This window comes from Thioalkalivibrio versutus (assembly GCF_001999325.1).
Lineage (GTDB): Bacteria > Pseudomonadota > Gammaproteobacteria > Ectothiorhodospirales > Ectothiorhodospiraceae > Thioalkalivibrio > Thioalkalivibrio versutus.
Window position 1 is genome coordinate 1 of record NZ_MVAR01000041.1, and the last position, 1,254, is coordinate 1,254.

Here is a 1,254-nt window from a genome sequence, read left to right on the forward strand (position 1 = left end):
TGTGGTGGTCAAGTGATTTCGGACACCGCGTTAGGTGGATTGGCTGCCGTTGGTTGCTCGTAGACGCTGGGAGGCAGGTAGCCCAGCGTCGAGTGGATGCGAACGGTGTTGTAGAACCGAGCGATGTAGTCCGCGACATCCCGCCGCGCCTCGCCGTGGTTCGCGTAGCGGCGCTGCCAGACGCGTTCCGTCTTGAGGCTCAGGAAGAAGCGCTCGACGACGGCATTGTCCCAGCAGTTACCCCGGCGACTCATGCTCGCCTGGATCTGGTGCCGGACCAGCAGCCGCCGCCAGGCGGCGCTGGTGTATTGGCAGCCCTGGTCGGAGTGCAGCAGCAGTCCCGGCTCCGGTTGGCGCTGCTCCAGCGCCATGCGCAGGGCCTCGCAGGTCAGGCTCGCCGGCATCTGCCGATCGAGGGCCCAACCGATGACCTTGCGCGAGTACAGGTCGAGGATGACCGCCAGGTAGCTCCAGCCGGTGGCGGTTGGGATATAGGTGATGTCGGACGCCCACGCCTGGTTCGGTCCGGCCGGGGTGAACTCGCGGTTGAGATGGTTTTCGGCGACAGGGGCCCTGTCGTCGCGTTGCGTGGTGGTCACGAAGCGTCGCCGCCAGACGGGCCGCAGGCCGCGCTCGCGCATCAGCGTCCGCACCCGGTAACGGCCCACGGCGGTGCCATCCGCCTGTAAGGCTTTTGCCAGACGCCGGCTGCCGTAGGTCCGCCCGGAAGCCGTGAACACGCGCTCGAGGTGAGCGCCAGCGGCGCAGGGCACGCTTGGACGTCCGGCCCGCGCCCGCGCCGCGTAATAGCCGGCCCGGCTCACTCCCAGCAGCCGACAAAGACGATGGACAGGGCCTTCTCCGCTCAACCGCGTGATGCAGCGATGCATCACTTCAGTTCCCGGGCGAAGAAGGCCGACGCTTTTTTTAGCAGCTCCTTGTCCTCCTTCAACCGCCGGTTCTCCTCCTCGAGCTGGCGGATCCGCTGCTGTTCCGCCGTCAGCGGCCGACCCTCGCCCGGTTGCCCCGTGCGCTCCGCCTTGAGTTGATCGACCCAGCGGCGAACGGCCGTCTCGCCTAGATCCTGATCCCGGCATACGACCGAGACCTCCAGGCCGTCATCGACCACCATCCGGGCCACGCGCTCCTTGTATTCGCTTGAAAAACTTCGGCGCTTGCGTGCCATGGTTGTTCTCCTCGTCCAGGGGATATCGTCCCACCTAACGAGGTGTCCACGGAAATTAGACCAGCTCA

1 protein-coding gene is annotated in these 1,254 nt (G+C 66.2%); it reads right to left on the reverse strand.

Features of this window, described 5'->3' with window-relative positions:
- Nucleotides 1–8: 8 nt before the first annotated feature.
- Nucleotides 9–1,186 (reverse strand): IS3 family transposase gene (locus B0684_RS12990; protein ID WP_143592474.1). Its coding sequence is split into 2 segments (ribosomal slippage): nucleotides 9–919 and nucleotides 919–1,186, totalling 1,179 coding nucleotides; the frame shifts between segments, so codons are not numbered across the junction.
- Nucleotides 1,187–1,254: the final 68 nt, after the last annotated feature.